Genomic DNA, 17,896 nt, shown 5'->3' on the forward strand with positions numbered 1-17,896 from the left:
ACTGTAAGATTGAACTCAAAATAAATAAAGAAAGTAGTGACCCGCATGGATGCAGAAAACCTCCATTACTTTGAAAAAGCCCCGGTCGGAAAAGCCGTAGCTCACTTCGCTGTACCTATGATGCTAGGCACGTCAATGAGTGTCATCTATTCCATCTTGAATGCCTATTTCCTTGGTACACTTCACAATACCGCCATGTTAACCGCACTCGCGCTAACCTTGCCGTTATTCGCAATTATTATGGCGCTAGGCAACTTGATTGGCATGGGTAGCGGTACATTCATCTCTCGATTGCTGGGAGAGAAAAAATATGATGACGTAAAGCAAGTATCGTCATTCGCTTTTTACAGCAGTTTGGTTCTCGGTCTGATTGTGATGGCCGTCGGTCTCCCGTTGATCGATCCCATCGTTTATGGCCTGGGGGCAACGCCTGACTCCTTCGGATTCACGAAGGACTATGTCACGATTATGCTTATCGGTTCACCAATCGTCGTATTATTCTTCACGCTGGAGAATATCGTGCGCTCGGAGGGTGCAGCCATCACATCGATGATCGGTATGATTCTCAGTGTGGTCGTCAATATTATTCTCGATGCGTTCGTCATCTTCATGTTCCATTGGGATGTGATCGGCGTTGCGTCTGCTACGGTCATTTCCAACTTGGTTGCGAGTGCATTCTACGCCTTCCATATTAGATACAAGAGCCAATTCTTAACCGTCTCCGTAAAATGGTTCAAAGCTTCCAAGGAGATTCTGAGCAATGTATTCAAAATCGGAGTTCCCGTCTTTATTATGAGTATCTTTTTGGGTGCAATGTCGCTTATCTTAAATCTTTTTCTTGTTGAATATGGAGAGCCGGCCGTAGCGGCTTACGGAATTTCATCACGTTTATTGCAATTTCCTGAGTTTATTCTGATGGGCTTGTGTGAGGGAGTCGTGCCGCTCATTGCCTTTTCCTTTACAGCTAATAAATTACGAATGAAGCAAACTATTGGATTTACGATCAAAGCGATTGTGGCGTTAGCCGTCGTGTTCGGTGTCATCGTCTATCTGATTTCCGATCACTTAATCGGTTTATTTACGAATGACCCGCAATTAATAGAAATGGGCAGCTACATTTTGCATGTGACGTTCTTATCCTTGTTCATTACAGGAATGACCACGTTGTTTACGGGGATCTTCCAAGCAACAGCGCAAGGAACGGCCGCGTTTATTATGTCCGTTATTCAAGGAGTTACTCTGATTCCTGTGCTCTATATCGCCAATCGGATGAACGGCTTCCACGGGGTGGTCTGGTCGCTCGTCATTGCGGATGCCGTCGCATTCCTTGTCGGTGCCATCATGCTGTATGTTTTACGGAACAAATTGCAGCCGGATTTTGATAGTTTAGTACAGTAGAAACCTAAAACACGCAAGAAGGGAGGATAAGGGCACCCCCTGCCTTTTTTATATACGGTGAAGCCAAAAATTTCACCGAATACAAGAAATATCTGATCATTTGATTTATTTTTATTTACATTGATGCGGTTTGGAAACTATCACGAACAATTCATGCACAGCAAGTAACTGCACATCGAATTGTTGAATCACTTCATTCTTTTTTGATTTTATTAAAAGAAGAGAAGTATTCAAGCCCAAAACAAGTTTACTGAATTTGAGAATGATTTGATTAAAATAGTCACTGAAACCTATCTTCATTGGAAGCAATATAGCTTAAATGGTGATTTACATGAATATCGGGTGAAAGATGGTTTTTTTTTGATCCCAGCCCTCAAATGGGATACAGTGATACAATAATAAAAATGGAGACAAAAGGTTTGAAGCGGTATCTCTAACGGGCAAGGCCAACCAAACCGGTCGTCTATTTATTTCTTCATCGCTTCGATTGCATACTCCAACTCGACGTCTTGCCCGTCCATCATGCTTGCTTTGAACGTTTCTTCATTTAGGGGGATTTTGATATCGGGAACCGCGCCCCCCACTCCGGTTTGGTCGGCGTCTCCCTGGACCTTCTTGTTCTGATTGAGCGACCTTCCATCGGGGAACTGGATGACGTAGCCTTCCGGCATCTTGATCTCGATCGGGCTGCTCATAAGTCCGAACGAACCGGCCGTTGAGGTGAACCCTACGATTTTGACATTGGGTACGCCTTTTAGAACAAGAGGCATCCCTTCTCCTGAGCTTCCGGTTCTGCTGTTGATCAAGATGGCCACCTTCCCGTCGAAATAGGGCTTTACGGGCTTGACCTTGACGACTTCATTCCGGTTCAGTTCAAACTTTCCGGCTATATGGCTAATCCTTAAAGGATTCAACCGGGCGGATGCTCTAGAAAAGAAGGTGTAACGGAAATGAATGCATCAGAACGTTTCTGGGACAAAACAGCAAGTCAATATGATCAAATCGACATGAAGGATGAACAGACTTACATCAATATAATAAAAAGAACGAAAACGCATCTTAAAATAAGCAGCATTGTTTTGGATTTCGGCTGTGGCACTGGGTTGATAGCAAATGAAATTGCCAAATATGTGAAAGGGATTCATGCGATTAAATATATCTTCGAATATGATCGCAATTGCAGAAAAAAAGGCAAAAGAGCGAAACATCGCAAATATAAACTACGCTCATGCGACCATTTTCGATGAAAGGTATAAGAAAGGCTCATTTGATGCCATCATGGCCTTCCATGTTCTGCATTTGTTGGAAGATGAACATATCGTTCTGCAACGAATGAATGAACTGTTGAAACCGGGAGGATTATTGATTTCTGCAATACCATGCATGGGAGAAAAGAAATTTCTAAGCAGCTTGTTATTCATTGCAGGTAGAGTTGTCTAACGCCGAATATAAGATCATTTAAAATACGAAATTTAATCGATACAATTGAGAAAGGGAGTTTTTCAATTGTCGAATCGGATTGCTTGAAGAAAAGCTCTCAGGAATATTTCATTGTTGCTAGGAAGATTTGATATGTTACTAAGGAGACGTTTCACCCCAATTTTTCGCCGTTACTTATGGTACGGTTCTCCCCGATTAATCTTCACCGCCCGTACACCTGCTCCACCAACACCAGTCGCCGTTTCAGGGAAATTTCGGTACATATATCATATGCTAATGGGATGGACTGCAAGCATCTCGGCAACGGCGTCGTTCAACTGTGTTATGCGATCGATAGAATATTCTTGGGAAAATATCCCTGTTTACTAAGCGGTGGAATAGAAGTACTATAAATCTAGATGCTTCCATAATTAAACAAATTAAAGTTTTTTTGGAGAAACATCAAAATAAATAGAAAAGAGGATCGAACAAATGAATCTATTCAGAGTCATATCAGGAATGGCTTTATCCTCCGTAATGTTACTAGCTCTTTCTTCCAGTGCATTTGCTCAACCAGTGAGTCAGGGAACGGAGGGAACGTCCGATGTCTCTGTAACATTGGACGGAAAGACAACTCAATTTACCAGTTCAGAAATTACAAAACTGGCGGAATTAAACAATGTCGATCCTAATGAACTGAGGAAGGCAATTGAAAGTGGACCGTGATGTTCGCTCCCAAGTCGTCGTCGGTTAAGGTGCTTCCAGATCACCACCAAAAAACTTGCGCTACTTATGATACGGTTCCCCCTATATTCCATAACGGCAAAAAAGGGCATCCTCTAGGATACCCAAAACTAGTATAAATCCTTTATTAAGATTCTCATCGTTATTCTTTTTAGGAATTGCTCCAAGTATCGGCACATTCACCAAAGGCTCGAAAGCGTGATTCATACCCGCTACATCGCAAACCAAGGGATTCCACGTGCCGTGAATCAGATTTTGTAGTCAAGTGATGTTTTAAGTGTTGGTTTTTCAAAGTATGTATAGTGCTTGTCAAACTATTATGAGAAGCCTAAGTATTCGTCAAGATGTCGGGTTAATTTTTCTGCCCCTCTTGCATTAAGATGAATAGCATCATAATAATCGTTATCATCAAACATATCAGAATCATACAAATCAATGACTTCCATTTTATAATTCCCCCTAAATTTATTTATTATTCCATAAAATTCATCAATACGGTGTTCCGAAAAATATTCCTTATAGTATCTGGTCTTCGGGCAAATTAGAATTATCGGCTTAATATTATTTGAATGTAATAACTCTAAATAATTTTTTAGGATACCAATATTCTCTTCAACTGTAAGAGGGAATTTCCTATTGCTATCGTGTTCAGCTAACATTTTACCGTACTTCTTTTTTTCTTCGTCAATTGAGCCTGAAACCAATGCAAGTCTCTCTTTATCAAAGGATTCTTTCCTCAACTCGTGCAGCAAAAACATATAATTTTTTGATAATAACTTTTGGGTAATCGGTTCAAATCTATGATATTGCTGCTTAAACCAGTCAGCTTCTTTATTATCACCTAAATTATGTAAATTTCTGAAAAAGGGATAGTGGTTATATGTTTTCGATTTGTATATAGATTGTGATAAATCATATTGAAAGCTATAATAACTTAACCCAATTATGCAGTGTTTAATGGTTTTATTGACAGCATAGCTTTCAATAACGTTTTTTGCCGTACAGTAATTGAAAAATAGATCTTGGCTGGAAACAGCGAGATTGACCATCTTTTTAGATAAGAAATCGGGATTGATTCCTACCAAGTGATAAGAAATACCTGTTATGATTCCCTCCAACTCATTTGTACTATAGTATTCCTTGTAATTTGTAAACATTTCATAATCATATATTTTATTCCAGAAAAAAGTCAGGAAAGTCTGTAAATCAAAAATGTTCTTTATATCAATTATTCCGGATTCTATTGTCCACAACAATTCATTTGAAATATTTTTAGTAATGATTAAGTAGTCACATGTCGTATGGGACAAATCAGCTAAAGCTATTAATGGCTTATTCTCATATGATGTGATGGTTGGTTTATCTTCCACATAACAGACAACTTCATTAGAAACTAGATCCATTAGTAGGGGCAAGATCTTTGATAGGGAATTATCGATTCCATAAATTCCGACTTTATTCTTTTTAGAATTAGCTTGAAAAAAACTTTCCGTTTCTTTAATGAGATTTTCCAATATTGAGCTGTATTGGTTATTTAATATATTGTAGATCTTGATAGTATTACTATTGGATTGAAAAAAGTCCAAACAGTCGTTTAATGAACTTTTAGCATCCGTAAGTAATAAATTGATGCTCATATTAAAATCAAGTTTTGAAAGGTAACTAACCAAATAAATAGAATCTTCAAATAAAGCGGCTAGTATTTCCTCACTTGCAGAGAATAAGTTATTCTTGATGTATTCGTTTGATTCAACTAATAATTTTAGATTCATTTTAACCTCGACAGCTTCCATAAAAAGTCACCTCATGTTTGTTATGGATGTAAAATCATATAGTATACATACTCTGTATTTTATGCTTCATCGAACGCTTAGTCTATAGAATTGATCAACCGCAGCATCTTTATCATTTCCCTTGTTTTCACACTAACCAGCGCATGCGAGCACCGCCATCTAACCAAACCCAATCCCTGTATGGCTTCGTCACATAAAAATTTCGCCCTACTTATGGTACAGTTCAGCTTAACGGGTCTAACGGCGAAAAACTCTTCTTGGAAAGACCAGTCTCCATGAAGAGTTTTATTGTTAAATGATGTCTATATGATTTACTGTTGGTGATCTTCAAGTGCATCGAGACTCTAAGTCAAGAACCGGACCCCGCTATCAGTGCCTCTTTGGTTTTGACATACGTTCCATAATCAAAGCCACCCTCCGCCTGCTGAAAAGTCGGATCATTAGAGCCATAAAGTAATTGCTACGGCCATCGATGATATAGCTGCGTCCCTGGTCAATTCCGCGGAATCCGGCCTGTACAACCTTTTCCGGGGTCGAGAGCTTCTGACCTGCTCCCATCTCCTCGCTGCCGACCGCATCGAAAAATCCCGTCTCTGTTGCACCCGGGCACAGTGCGAGCACGCGAACACCACGCCCGCGCGTCTCCGCCCATAGCGCCTCAGAGAAGGACAATACAAATGCTTTGGTACCCCCATAAACTGCAGAATATGCACAAGGCATGAACGCAGCCATCGAAGCCACGTTAACGATGACTCCATCCTTTCTCCTCAGCATATCGGGCAGCAGCCGATGCGTAAGATCGACTAACGCAGCCGTATTCAACAGAATCTCCTCCTGCTCGCGCTCCGGGTCTATTTCCTCGAAACGGCCATAAGTGCCAACGCCTGCGTTGTTGATGAGAATATCGACCGACAAGCCCAGTTCGGATATTTGTTCGGCCAGTTGACGCGGGGCATTCACTTTGGACAAATCGCAAGCGAGCGCATAAGCCTGTACGCCGTACTGGCGGTTGATTTCCCTTGCCATTGCATCCAGTTTGTCCTTGGAGCGCGCTGCCAGAACGACATGACAGCCTCGTGCCGCCAGTTCTTTGGCATACGCTTTCCCGATTCCGGATGAAGCACCGGTGACTACAGCCAGCTTGTTTCTATATGCATACTTATTCAAGATACAAAGCCTCTATCGATAGCACTGCACTGATGTAAATTATCTTAATCGTACTATCGGTAGGAGGGGTTAGCCACAGAATGTCTATATTATTAACGAGAGTAACAGCAACGGTACTCGTTATGGTTCTCTTTTGTGGCAACGAAACCTTAATAGAGATTATAATGATCGTATACGAAGTGCTTTGAGTCTATTTGGTTAATTACGATACGTATTCTTCCATATAAGTAATTAGAGGTGAGCTGCTTGAAAACAAATCGTTTCTCATCCGCATTGGGTGAGTTCATAAAATCGCGCAGAGAACGCTTGCAGCCTTCAGAGGCAGGGATCCAGCCGCTGCCCGGACGAAGACGCACTCCAGGACTTCGAAGAGAAGAAGTCTCTTATCTTGCCAATATAAGCGTGACTTACTATGCCTGGCTGGAGCAAGGCAAGGAGGTTAATCCTTCGCCGGAAGTGCTGCTAAGTATCAGCAAAGCGCTTCAGCTTGACGAAGACGAGCAGAAGCATCTATTCGATCTGGCCAATGTAGATGTGGCGAGCGTCGTCACAGTGCCAAATAACGGTGGGCCGGATATGGGAGTTCTGCAGAAAATCGTAAATCAATTGCATTATCCTTCTTTTATCACAGACGAAGGTACGGATGTTATCGCCTGGAATCGGGCGGCTGAACTGATCGTAGCCGATTTCGGCAGACTGCCGGACAACGAACGGAATATGATGGACATTATGTTTTTAAAGCCGGATTACCGCAACAGACTGGTGAATTGGGAAGGCGCTGCCCGTTACTCTGTAGCCGTTCTGCGGGCAGGCTTCGATCTTTACAAGAACAACCCGTTATATATGGAACGGTTTGAACGCTTGACGCGGGAAAGCGTGGAGTTCGTACATTTCTGGGAGCTATATGAAATCAAACAAAAACGCGTAGCCACCGCTTTATTCCGTGTTCCTGACGCACAGGAGATGGAGTTCGAGCTCCATTCCGCGGCTGGAATCGATAATGACCCGGGACTGCACTGGTGTTTCTTTGTTCCGGTGCCCGGTTCAGGCACGGAGGAGAGATTATTGCGTTTACTTGAGCAGGACAGGCAGCTACCGTAGACTGTTACTCCTGTTAATAGAATAGACGTGCTGTGGCTAGCACCCTCCAGTTGCTTGTATGATTCAGTGGAAGACAACGATTGGAGGGTATTTAGTATGCAAACATGGTTCATTACAGGAGCGTCAGGAGGCTTGGCTTCACGTATAACTCGCCGGTTGCTTGATAGGGGGGACCGTGTAGCCGCAACGGTACGCAAGCCGGGGGTGCTGGATGAACTGCAGGCACAGTATGGCTCACAACTTTGGCAGGCTAATTTAGATCTGACAAACTCTCAGCAAATTGCTGAAGTGGTGGAACGTGCATTTTTAGAACTGGGCACGATCGATGTGTTTGTCAATAATGCAGCCTATGGCTTGTATGGCGCAGTGGAAGAAGCAAGCGACAGGCAAATTGAGCATCAGTTTATGACCAATGTGCTTGGCTCCCTACGTGCAGCGCGTGCAGTCCTGCCCTTTTTCCGTAAGCAGGGCGGCGGTCACATGGTACAGATTTCGAGTATGGCGGGTCATTATTCTATTCCGGGTATGGGACTGTATTGCTCTTCGAAATGGGCGGTCGAAGGAGCCTTTGAAGCGCTAGCTAAGGAAGTGGCTCCGTTCAATATTAAGACCACTATGGTGGAGCCCGGAGGAATCCGAACGAATTTCATTACAAGCAACGCCGTATTCGGCGAGCGGATGGACGAATACCGGGATACGGAGGCGGGCCAATTCGTTAGCCTGATGAAGGGAGAACTGCCTGGTATAGATATGAGCATGTTCAATCAAATGGTTGTCGGCGATCCGGATAAAATGGCGCAGCAGATTATCCGTCGTGTCGACCAGGGAGAGGGTCCGATACGTATGGCGTTGGGCAGTGACGCCTATGAGCAAATCCGGGCAGCCCTGCTGGACAGACTGGCGGCTCTTGAAGCACAGAAAGAGCTGGCTTACTCCACTGATTCAGATGATGTGGTAAAACAATTTTAAAGGATACCAAAGAATTCGACATCCACGGCAACTGATATGCTCCTCTGAAGTAGCCGGTTTATTTATTAATCCTGTCTACTTAAAGGGGAGCTTGTTTAGGGCTTTTCGTTATTTATGATACGGTTCCCCCCGATTAATCTTCACCGCCCGATAAATCTGCTCTACCAGCACCAGCCGCATCAGCTGGTGCGGCAGGGTCATCCGCCCGAAGCTGAGCTTCGTTTGGGCGCGCTTCAGTACGTCCTCGGAGAGGCCGTTAGAGCCGCCAATGACAAAGGCGACGTTACTGGTGCCGTACGTCCCCAGCTTGTCGATGTGGGCCGCCAGGTCCTCGCTGGACCACAGCTGGCCGCCGATCGCGAGAGCAATGACGTGCGTGTCCGGCTTGATGTGGCTGAGAATACCGACGCCCTCCTTCTCCTGCACTTGGCGCATCTCCGCTTCGCTCATGTTCTCCGGGGCCTTCTCATCCGGCACCTCGTGCACGGACAAGCGCACGTAAGGCGCAAGACGCTTACTGTACTCCGCAATGCCCTGCACCAGGTACTTCTCCTTCAACTTGCCTACGCATACCATCTGTATATTCATAGCGTTTTTCGCTCCTTAAACTCTGCTGTTATGTCGTTCATTCTAACATTGTACCGCCACCAATTAAAGGACATACCCAGACCCGCCCCGCCTTCCTACAGCAAGCTCCCTCATTTCCTTGTCAACGCAAAAGCCAGCAGAGCATTAGAGTTTGAGATTGCCAACTCATTTACTTCTAAGCTTGTTCGACTGTGTTTGACCAACTTACAGCGATTATCGAAAAAAAAGAGCCGCTCTCTGAGAGTGACTCTTCTCTTCGTGTCTATTTTAAAAAGACCGGCAGCTCCTTCAGCGCAAACATCATCGTGCTATCCATCCGTTCCAGCTCTACGGAGCGATCACGGCGAAATTCGGGGTAACGATCCAACAGGGTCTGGAGGGCAATCCGGGACTCCATCCGCGCCAGCTGTGAGCCCATACAGTAGTGGATGCCGCTTCCGAGGCCCAAATGCGGGTTCAGATTCCGGTGGATGTTGAATACGTCCGGCTGCTCGAACACATCCTCGTCATGACTGGCCGAAGCCATCCAGATATAAACGAACTGTCCCTGCTTCAGCTCCTGCCCGCGCAGCACCGTGTCCTGCTTCACGCTGCGGAACATCAATTGAACAGGTGAGAAGTAACGGAAGACTTCTTCGATTGCCCCTGGAAGCATCGTTGAATCTCCAAGTACCTCTGCACGGACCTCAGGCAGGCTATCAAAGGCAAGCACCGCCGATGAGATCAGATTAGTTGTCGTTTCATTACCCGCTACGAGAAGGAGAATACAGAATCCGATAATCTCCAGGTCGGTGAGATGTTCATTGTCAATGCGCGCCTCCACCAGTTTCGTAATCAGATCGTCCTGGGGATGACGACGGCGATTCTCCGCGATTTCGGAGAAGTATTCGCTCATCTCACGCTGACACTGATAATAAGCATCCTCATTGTTACCTACCAGGGCGTCCGACCACGCCTTAAATCGCTCCCGGTCCTCCATCGATACGCCGAGCATCTCGGCAATCACCGTGATCGGCAGCGGACTTGCGAGATCGGCAACGATATCCATCTTCCCCTTCTTCTCCGCTTCGTCCAGCAGGGATGTCGTGATCTCCTGGATCTTGGGGGCAAGCGATTCTATGATACGAGGCGTAAAAGCATGGGATACCAGCTTACGCAGCTGACGGTGCTTCGGCGGATCCTGCCGCAAGATGCTGGATTCAATCGGATCATCGGAAGAAGAGGACCCTTGAGAAGAGAACAATTCGTAATTCGTGAAGACGGCTTTAACATCCACGTATTTATAAACGTTCCAGCCTCCATTACCCTCAATTGCCTCCACCGGAGATTCCGTCCGCATCTGGCGGAACCATTCCAGCGGAAGTAAACCGTTCTTATTCCATTCCATGCTTAACACCTTCGCTTTCCATCGCTAATTTGAACTGACTGGTCAGTTATACATGCTTAAAAAAAGAAGGCCTTGCTTATTCAAGCGATATAAACAGGCCTTGGGTAATCATCGTGAAGGCAAACCGCTCCAGATCCTCGCGTGAATACGTACCCTGATGATTCAGGTAATAATTACATGTGCTCTCCAGCGTTCCGACAATACTGGCAGCGGCCAGATTAGGATCAACGGCACGGCACAGGTTCTCTTCGCACTGACCTTCCTCGATGATGCTTGCCAGGAAGCTTAAATACTTCCGTTTCAGCTCCTTCAACTCGTCCAGAACATCCTGCTCGATGCCGTTCGAAATCTCATTAAATACGATGTGCGAGAAATGGCGGGATTCGAGAAACAGATCCAGATGATGGCGAATCGTGCGCTCAATCTTCTCCTTCATTGGCAGGGAGGAATTCAGATCTGCCTCCGTCCGCTGCATAATATCTTCGAAGCCCTGCTTCACCACCGTCTTGAAGAGCTGGGATTTGCCCGGGAAGTTATAGTACAGAGTCCCCTTGGCAACCTGTGCGCGGGCGGCAATCTCGTCCATGCTTGCGCGGTGATATCCGTTCTCGGAGAATACTTCAATGGCTGCTTGGATAATTTTATCTTTGCTCACAATCGAATCGGCCCTTTCACAACTAAATTTCAGATCACCGTTCTTATTCTGACTGGTCAGTTCAAAAATAAAATACCATGCTGGCAAAAATTAGTCAACCGAAGACATGCCCCTACTTATACCGAAATCTCAATCTCCATATAATTCGATTCTTATGTTGATTTCCGTGGTATCCTATACATATGGCCCAATACAGTGTATATTTCAACAGTGCTGGTAAACAATCAGCATATAGGGACAAGAATATACCGTAACGGAGTGATGGGTTGAGTAAATCCAAGGGCAAGGGCGGAACAGGCAGAGGCACAGGCAAGAAGGGCTGGAGCCGCTGGGATGCAAGTGCGAGAAGAGCGAAGAGTAAACCCAAACCTTATACCAGTAAAGGGGCCAAGCAGGCAGACGGTACATCGGAAGCCGAGAATCATAAAGGTACCCCGAAATGAACATATGGTACAGATCGACCTGATACATCATATTGAAGGAGATGAAGAGCTTGGACAATCAAGAATTAATAACGGACATGCCCGAGAATTACGAGGAGCTCAAAAGCTCCGCCAACCGGAATGCCAATTGGAGAGAACGGTTAGACGCGGTGGAAGCGTTGGGAAATTGGAAAAATCAGAAATCCATTGATATTTTGCTGCATAGACTAAATACGGATGCGGTTTATCAAGTGCGAGAGGCAGCCTATCGTAAACTCCTGGCCTTTGGTGAGGACGTGCAGATGCCGGAAAGACCCAAAGGCGAACTGATGAAGGACGTTTCGAAGGTGTTGCTCCGCATTAAAAAAAGCCTTCCCCGTGACCACACGTATGAAGACTTCAAAGAGAAATTAAAAAAGATGAGAATCGACATCTACGATACGTACGAAGGTGACAAGGGCGATGACTTTGATCACTGGCTGGAACAGACTTGGTCTTCATTATTAAGAAGATAACAAGGCGTCAAGCCTTCCGGAGCTGACTCTGTATATGAGAAATCCGGTTATGTTATACTGAACACAAATATTAGTTATAGGAGTGGTACTCTGAGAAAGCAAAAGCCCATGTCGTTTGATGATCTGTTGAAGGAATTACAAGGCCAAAAATCGGTACAGGAGGATCCGGATAACATCTCTCTGGAAAAACTGTTCAATGAATCGTTTATGCGTAAACATTCATCGCACAGCAGTTTTGGAGATTTTGTGGTAAAAGGTAACTTCCAAGTGGAAACGCACGAAGATATCGATAACATTCCGGATGAACTGTTTGACCGTCATGTTTCAAGAGAAACCGATTTCCCAGATTGGAAATCGATGCTGGAGCAGGCAAAAGCCGATCACGCTGCGGCCATTAAGTAAATCATGATAATGTCGCTGCAATGACGCAGCTATGATCAGGGGCCGTTGGCCCCTTTTTCTATTTCCATCCGTTAGATGTGGAATGCATTCGACATCGTCTTCCTTACTTCGACTCGGACTTGGATTCCGATTCCGATTCGGTTTCCGTCTCCGCCTTCTCCCTGAACCTCTTGTAGAGCTTCGTAATATTCGCCGTATTGATCTCGATGTTGTGCTCGTAAGCGTATTTCACCGCATATCCCAGCGCCAGGGTAGTGGCACCCGCTACCGTTGCTCCGGCGACCGACCCCGCTCCAGGGAAAACCTTCACAATCTGCCGAAAAATACTCTTGCCGATATTCCCGAATATCGTGGCAATGACCAGCTCCTTCGCCGTCTCCTTACTGATCGGCCTATTGTACAGCACCGCAAGCCTGGTGAGCAGACTCACCTGAATGCCGGTGATCGGAATGATATCCGACCCCGGAATGGGTGATGCGCCTACCGCTCCTGCCGAGATCGAGGCTCCGATGATCCATCCGTTGGCAGTCGCTGACTTCTCCTTGATACTTTTGGCAAAGAGAATGTCTTTAGACTTTTTTTTAAGCATCTCCAGAATGCTGCTCCGCAGCCGGTCAATGTTCTCTCCCGTCCGTGAAGATACCGGCGCAACCTCATAATGCCCACCGGTCTCCTTCTTAATCCGTGCTACCAGGCGGTCGATTTCATCTGCAGCGTCTATTTTGTTCAGCACGATCAAGATGTTGGAGTTCACGTCCTGAATCTTCTCGAAGGATTTCTTCTCCGCCTCGGAGAAGACCGTACCCGCAGCGTTCAGGAAGAATAGAACGATATCCGCTTGTTTATAGTATTTCAAGGTGATCTCCGAGTTCGCCGTGTTCACATCATTCAACCCGGGTGTATCCATGAAGTAAATATGCTCCTTGTACTTATGCGGTTTAATTTCCGTCGTTTCTCCAGGCTCTGCCCCGACACCAGCGACCTCTTCACCGACGATCCGGTTCATGGTGGAGGACTTGCCTGTATTCACATCACCAATCAGAGCGATGAGAATTTCCTCCTTCAGCTGTCGGTTGATGTCATCCATTTCCTTCTCATAGGCCTCATCGGCTGCCCGATTGATCTCGTCTTCCCATGATCTTCTGTAGTCACCCATTTCTGATCGTCTCCATTCACGCTAGGTTACCCGCGCCTCCGTGTAATCTATACATCCATCATACACTACGGAGGACTGTCCATCGAAGCTTTGTTTCTTCTATTCACTTCAACATCTCTTTAAACAAAAAAAGCGTGAATTCATCACGCTTTCTCATTTGGATTATTTATTTAATTTAAATATTCACGTTACACAACTAAAAACTCAGCATGCTTCTCGCACTCCGCGCACTTCACCGGTGGGTCCCAGTCCGAAAACTCGGTCTCCTTCAGATCAACAATATCCGGGGCATCCTCATATTCATCCACGAAATTTTCGATCGCTAGTTCCACATGTTCCTTGCATACGACGTACATTCTATGCATCCTTTCTATCTTTCGCCTCATGTTGTGTTTTTCTTCAAACCAGTATAGCCACTCTTCTGTTCTACCACACTCTACGAGAAAAAGAAATGTTTTTAGCCCATTTGCTCATCCCGGCCGTTTTTCAATCCACAAAAGCTTCCTATCTATCCATGGATTTCACATCCAAAGTCCTTATACCCACCATTATTTCGATGCAGACAGCAAAAAAAGAGCGTAATCCACGCTCTTCTTCGCGGCCGTTTCACGGCTCGTATCTAACCTTTTTCAATCTCTCTATATTGGATATTATTCAACGCTAACCATAATATATACCCATGAACCTACTGCATTAAACAATGGATAAGCACATTTACTCCAAAAAATCTGCAGTGACTTGGGCCAACCAAGTCAACCAATCCAGCCTGCATTATTCTCCAGGCTTCTCTTCCAGCATCACCTTCAGCGACTGCAGCTTGCCGTCACGATAGAAGGTCACGTCCAGGTCTTTGCCCACTTTCGTGTTAAGGTAGAGATGCTTACGCAGCTCCAGCGTTGTCGTGATCGGTTTGCCGTCCAGTTTGATGATCACGTCGTTCAGCTGCAGGCCGGCATCCAGCGCAGGTCCAAGCGCATCCAGCACGACCACGCCTTCGGTTACCGTCTTCGGCAGCTTGAGGTTCTCCTTCTCCTTCTTGCTTAGTGGAGCATACGGGTTACCCAAGTCCACGGTGTATACGCCAAGATAAGGGCGTGCAATATGCCCCTTCAGCATTAACTCGGTTACAACCTCCGTAATCTCATTGACCGGAATTGCAAACCCAAGCCCTTCTACGCCGGTGTCCGCAATTTTCATCGTGTTGATGCCGATAACTTTACCGTTCAAATCCACCAAAGCGCCCCCGCTATTCCCCTCATTAATGGCAGCGTCGGTCTGAATGACCGCCTGCTCCCAATCGTAGATGCCATCCTGGTTCAGGGATACCGGTATCACACGGTTCGTGTAGCTGACAATCCCGGATGTGAGCGTGTCGCCCAGGCCCAGCGGGTTGCCGATAGCGATGACCGTTTCGCCGAGTCGAAGCTTGGAGGAATCCCCAAACTCTGCGACTTCTCCGATGCCTTTACTGTCAATCGACAGAACAGCAATATCGCTAACTTTGTCTGTTCCGACCAACGTCGCCTTCTTCTTCTCGCCGCCTACCAGCACAACCTCAAGGGAAACGGCACCTTGAACCACATGGTTATTCGTAATCACGAAGGCTTTGCCTTCAAGTTTCTTGAAGATAACGCCAGAGCCCAGGGTGTCTTCCTGTGAACTGCCGAAATCATTTCCGAAATCAAAATCCTCACCGAAGTCGAATCCCTCCGGAAGCTCAAAGTCTCCCTCTTCCTCTGGCAGGGTACCGAAATCCTCTTCCAACCCTTCTCCCTCAGGGCCTTCCTCTTCAGGCACCGCGCTCTCTTTATGTGTCAGCACACTGACAACAACCGGTCGCACCTTCTGAGCAACGCTAATAATCCGTTCATAGGGATCCCCATCGGACGTGGACAGCTGATGGCTGCCATTAATCAGGGTAATCGGTGAAGAGGTTGCAGGATGGCCCGTTATGAAGCTGAACAGCATCACCGCAATCAGAGCACTGCACACCGAACTGATCGCGGAAATCTGGAATGTCGATAAACCCTTTTTACGGCGGGTCGTCCGCCACTTCGTTCGCTCAGGTCGGTCCTCGCTGGTATTTTTGCTCCGTCTGGAAATTTTAGTTGAATAGAAATCATCGTCAAATAATCCCATTGCGATCCCTCTCTCCCCTTGGTTGCTACGCGTCAAGATACTTTACCAGCTTCAGACCCTCCGCCATTACCGACTGACCTATGAAATCATCTTGTCGTCATAACAACCTGCCCTGTACCGAGTGTATCTAGTTTCCTATGAAATCGGCAGCGTACCACCTGTTAAATATCTCTCTATTGTAAAGACTCTTCAGCGGCTAAAAAAGTTGCATTTTTGAGCATTCTGCTTGAACTTTTATCGAAATATGGCTTTACATTGAATATTTCAATCCATAGCCTGAAATGTAGTTCCAAAAAAGGTATGTATTGCCACCCAACAGTTCAAAAAAAACCCTGTATTCTTCTATTACCACAAACAGGGCGACTTAAGCGCAAAACATCTGTTTTTTCTAAAAAAAGATGGGAAAACCTGGGCTGGCCGCATTTTAGAAATGCAAACTCCCTGGTACTTATTCGATGCAAGTGCTTAACAGAAGCATTCAGACCTTCTAGGTTTCTATTGTACCACACGAACAGAGGTTCACGTCAGCTTTCTTTAATAAAAACAAATGCCAAATTGATGGCAATTTTGAGAGTCAGTACAATGAGAGATTCTTCATTTCATAACAACGAATTGCCCGAATGAACCTATTACCCTTGTATACGTACAGACAACCAAATGGTTCCATTATGCAGGGATTTTCTTCAATCCAACTCTTCTCTTCCGGCATATCCGCTATTCCTAGCAGCCTACAACCCTCATTCGCGCATTCCCCCCTTAAACAGGATACCGGACAATTATGTAAAGAAAATGGCAATATTATCAGTCTCTCATGACAAATCGATCCAGTCCCAGAACACAACGTTGAAGGGGACTTCGGCGACCCACACATCATTCCTATTTGGATTCCCCGCAACTTATTCTTCCTAAGCCACCCCTTGGAAAAATTCTTCCTGCTCCCCTCCGCTTGACCCCTGTAGACAAGATCGGCTTGTCCTGTTTCCCTATTAAAAAAACCAGAAACCCTATCACATATGGTAGGGTTTCTGGTTGAAGATGAATCTAGCTTATGCGCCCACTACTGACAAGATAATAAACTCTCCCCGCAATTAAGCGAGCACGGCATCCATCACCATTCGTAAGAAACGGCGGTAGTCTGCTTCATAGGCCACATTGATCTCGGGCAAATGTTCCCAAGTGTGGTGATGGCGCGTATCCAAAATCGTCATGCCCAGGGTTAATTCCCCCTTCGTCTCGATCCCGACCTTGCCCTTCACGTATTGAATCAAGGAAGGCTCGATTACTGCGGCGACAGCCATCGAATCGATGAGCACGCAATACGATTCAAAGCCGCGTCCCAGCACGAATTGAATCATGTTATGCAGGAAATCCGCCTCGCGGTTTTGAGACTGCTTCAGCTCGGCAAGCTCACTCTCCGTAAAGTTCACGTCAAAATGAGTAGCAACGTCCAATCCGATGGCATACAGCGGCACGCCTGAGTTAAATACGATCTCTGCAGCTTCCGGATCCACGTACACATTCCACTCACTCTGCGGATTATCGCCGGTAGCGTTAGCTGTTGCATATCTATTAAGACCATAGGAACCGGCAATCGCCGTGATCGAGCTGATCATCGGTTTGATCTCCGGTGCAATCATCATGGCCAGCGCCACATTGGTCAGGGGACCCAGCGCCAGAATATGAATATCTCCCTCATTCTTCTTGACCATCTCTATAATCATGTCAGCGCCATGCAGGCTTGACAGCTCCAGCTTCGGCGCCGGCAGATGATATTCAGCTTGTCCGTCCGAACCATGACTGAACGGATCGGAAGCCAGTGCCCGCACCAGCGGTTTCCCCATGCCTTTAGCTACAGGGATATCGATCTTCCCAAGCAGCTCCATGACTTTCAGGGCATTCGTGCTAGTCACATCGATCGGATAGTTACCGGCTACCGTCGTAACGGCCTCTACCTGAAGGGCAGGGGATTTGATCGCCAAGATCAGGGCCAGGGAATCGTCCATCCCCGGATCACAGTCAATAATTACCTTTTTCATTGAAT

At 45.9% G+C, this 17,896-nt stretch carries 18 protein-coding genes; 8 read left to right on the forward strand and 10 right to left on the reverse strand.

What is annotated here, in order from left to right:
• Positions 1-45 precede the first annotated feature (45 nt).
• On the forward strand, positions 46-1,398 hold the full coding sequence (locus MKY48_RS33195; RefSeq protein WP_339269069.1) for an MATE family efflux transporter: 1,353 nt from the start codon (positions 46-48) through the stop codon (positions 1,396-1,398).
• A 467-nt stretch (positions 1,399-1,865) separates the two neighbouring features.
• Here MKY48_RS33195 and MKY48_RS33200 read toward each other — a convergent pair whose 3' ends face one another.
• Complete coding sequence (locus MKY48_RS33200; protein WP_339269070.1) at positions 1,866-2,312, reverse strand: S41 family peptidase; 447 nt, start codon at positions 2,310-2,312, stop codon at positions 1,866-1,868.
• Between the two features lie 36 nt (positions 2,313-2,348).
• On the opposite strand from MKY48_RS33200, the gene MKY48_RS33205 reads away from it, so the two are divergent.
• Positions 2,349-2,645: a class I SAM-dependent methyltransferase gene (locus MKY48_RS33205; protein ID WP_339269071.1), complete on the forward strand. Its 297-nt coding sequence runs from the start codon at positions 2,349-2,351 to the stop codon at positions 2,643-2,645.
• 664 nt (positions 2,646-3,309) lie between these two features.
• Positions 3,310-3,543: a hypothetical protein gene (locus MKY48_RS33210; RefSeq protein ID WP_339269073.1), complete on the forward strand. Its 234-nt coding sequence runs from the start codon at positions 3,310-3,312 to the stop codon at positions 3,541-3,543.
• A gap of 335 nt (positions 3,544-3,878) precedes the next feature.
• On the opposite strand, the gene MKY48_RS33215 is transcribed toward MKY48_RS33210, so the two are convergent.
• Together MKY48_RS33215 and MKY48_RS33220 are read right to left on the reverse strand one after the other, a co-directional pair.
• The gene (locus tag MKY48_RS33215) at positions 3,879-5,354 is read right to left on the reverse strand and encodes a hypothetical protein (RefSeq protein ID WP_339269075.1); all 1,476 of its coding nucleotides are present in this window, start codon (positions 5,352-5,354) and stop codon (positions 3,879-3,881) included.
• Between the two features lie 369 nt (positions 5,355-5,723).
• On the reverse strand, positions 5,724-6,521 hold the full coding sequence (locus MKY48_RS33220) for an SDR family oxidoreductase (RefSeq protein WP_339269077.1): 798 nt from the start codon (positions 6,519-6,521) through the stop codon (positions 5,724-5,726).
• A gap of 237 nt (positions 6,522-6,758) precedes the next feature.
• Between MKY48_RS33220 and MKY48_RS33225 the strand changes: the two genes are divergently transcribed.
• Positions 6,759-7,622, forward strand: a complete 864-nt coding sequence (locus MKY48_RS33225) for a helix-turn-helix transcriptional regulator (protein WP_339269079.1) — start codon at positions 6,759-6,761, stop codon at positions 7,620-7,622.
• 96 nt (positions 7,623-7,718) lie between these two features.
• Positions 7,719-8,591, forward strand: a complete 873-nt coding sequence (locus tag MKY48_RS33230; protein WP_339269081.1) for an SDR family oxidoreductase — start codon at positions 7,719-7,721, stop codon at positions 8,589-8,591.
• Between the two features lie 108 nt (positions 8,592-8,699).
• Here the strand turns inward: MKY48_RS33230 and rlmH are convergent, their stop codons facing one another.
• The 3 genes from rlmH to MKY48_RS33245 form a co-directional block, all read right to left on the reverse strand.
• Complete coding sequence (rlmH, locus tag MKY48_RS33235) at positions 8,700-9,179, reverse strand: 23S rRNA (pseudouridine(1915)-N(3))-methyltransferase RlmH (protein WP_213647598.1); 480 nt, start codon at positions 9,177-9,179, stop codon at positions 8,700-8,702.
• Positions 9,180-9,441: 262 nt separating this feature from the next.
• On the reverse strand, positions 9,442-10,566 hold the full coding sequence (locus MKY48_RS33240; RefSeq protein ID WP_339292071.1) for a cytochrome P450: 1,125 nt from the start codon (positions 10,564-10,566) through the stop codon (positions 9,442-9,444).
• Positions 10,567-10,642: 76 nt separating this feature from the next.
• Positions 10,643-11,221: a TetR/AcrR family transcriptional regulator gene (locus MKY48_RS33245; RefSeq protein ID WP_339269086.1), complete on the reverse strand. Its 579-nt coding sequence runs from the start codon at positions 11,219-11,221 to the stop codon at positions 10,643-10,645.
• Between the two features lie 266 nt (positions 11,222-11,487).
• Between MKY48_RS33245 and MKY48_RS33250 the strand changes: the two genes are divergently transcribed.
• The 3 genes from MKY48_RS33250 (at position 11,488) to MKY48_RS33260 (ending at position 12,560) form a co-directional block, all read left to right on the forward strand.
• Positions 11,488-11,664: a DUF3934 family protein gene (locus tag MKY48_RS33250; protein WP_076326604.1), complete on the forward strand. Its 177-nt coding sequence runs from the start codon at positions 11,488-11,490 to the stop codon at positions 11,662-11,664.
• Between the two features lie 41 nt (positions 11,665-11,705).
• Positions 11,706-12,158, forward strand: a complete 453-nt coding sequence (locus MKY48_RS33255) for a HEAT repeat domain-containing protein (protein WP_339269089.1) — start codon at positions 11,706-11,708, stop codon at positions 12,156-12,158.
• Between the two features lie 108 nt (positions 12,159-12,266).
• The gene (locus MKY48_RS33260; protein WP_076326602.1) at positions 12,267-12,560 is read left to right on the forward strand and encodes a hypothetical protein; all 294 of its coding nucleotides are present in this window, start codon (positions 12,267-12,269) and stop codon (positions 12,558-12,560) included.
• A 103-nt stretch (positions 12,561-12,663) separates the two neighbouring features.
• Here MKY48_RS33260 and MKY48_RS33265 read toward each other — a convergent pair whose 3' ends face one another.
• From MKY48_RS33265 to MKY48_RS33280, 4 genes are all read right to left on the reverse strand, one after another.
• Positions 12,664-13,716 carry a GTPase gene (locus MKY48_RS33265; RefSeq protein WP_339292072.1) on the reverse strand — a complete coding sequence of 351 codons (1,053 nt, stop codon included), beginning with the start codon at positions 13,714-13,716 and terminating at the stop codon, positions 12,664-12,666.
• A gap of 188 nt (positions 13,717-13,904) precedes the next feature.
• The gene (locus tag MKY48_RS33270; RefSeq protein WP_006207301.1) at positions 13,905-14,072 is read right to left on the reverse strand and encodes a CxxH/CxxC protein; all 168 of its coding nucleotides are present in this window, start codon (positions 14,070-14,072) and stop codon (positions 13,905-13,907) included.
• A 415-nt stretch (positions 14,073-14,487) separates the two neighbouring features.
• On the reverse strand, positions 14,488-15,855 hold the full coding sequence (locus MKY48_RS33275; RefSeq protein WP_215162906.1) for a trypsin-like peptidase domain-containing protein: 1,368 nt from the start codon (positions 15,853-15,855) through the stop codon (positions 14,488-14,490).
• Positions 15,856-16,943: 1,088 nt separating this feature from the next.
• Positions 16,944-17,891 carry a nucleoside hydrolase gene (locus MKY48_RS33280; RefSeq protein ID WP_339269096.1) on the reverse strand — a complete coding sequence of 316 codons (948 nt, stop codon included), beginning with the start codon at positions 17,889-17,891 and terminating at the stop codon, positions 16,944-16,946.
• Between the last annotated feature and the right edge of the window lie 5 nt (positions 17,892-17,896).

The organism is Paenibacillus sp. FSL W8-0187 (assembly GCF_037969755.1).
Classification (GTDB): Bacteria; Bacillota; Bacilli; order Paenibacillales; family Paenibacillaceae; genus Paenibacillus_AQ.